The sequence below is a fragment of the Streptomyces viridosporus genome (genome assembly GCF_002078235.1).
Taxonomy (GTDB): Bacteria; Actinomycetota; Actinomycetes; order Streptomycetales; family Streptomycetaceae; genus Streptomyces; species Streptomyces viridosporus.
The window spans coordinates 1-571 of sequence record NZ_MSGP01000548.1; the positions used below are offsets into that span (position 1 = coordinate 1).

Annotated in this window: 1 protein-coding gene; it reads left to right on the forward strand. The window is 73.9% G+C overall.

The features are described from left to right. On the forward strand, positions 1-571 hold a 571-nt coding region (locus tag B7L92_RS32015; protein WP_368656277.1), incomplete at both ends, for a DUF58 domain-containing protein.

Sequence of the window (571 nt, forward strand, 5' to 3'; positions counted from 1 at the left end):
CGCCAGTCCACCGTCGCCGTACGTACCTGGCGTCCCGAACGCGACCGCCACATCCTGCTGGTCCTCGACACCGGCCGCACCTCCGCGGGCCGTGTCGGTGACGCACCCCGCCTGGACGCCTCCATGGACGCGGCCCTGCTCCTGGCGGCCCTCGCCTCCCGCGCCGGCGACCGCGTCGACCTCCTCGCCTACGACCGCCGTCTGCGTGCCCTGGTCCAGGGCCGCACCGCGGGCGATGTCCTCCCGTCCCTGGTCAACGCCATGGCCACGCTCGAGCCCGAGCTCGTCGAGACCGACGCCCGGGGCCTGACGGCCACCGCCCTTCGTACGGCACCCCGCCGCTCCCTGATCGTGCTGCTCACGACACTCGACGCGGCCCCCATCGAGGAGGGCCTGCTGCCCGTTCTGCCTCGACTGACCCGGCGACACACGGTGCTCCTGGCGTCCGTGGCAGATCCGCATGTCGCGCGAATGGCAAAGGCCCGCGGAAACACCGACGCGGTGTACGAAGCGGCCGCCGCCGCCCAGGCCCACTCCGAGCGCGACCGTACGGCGGAGCAACTCCGCCGCC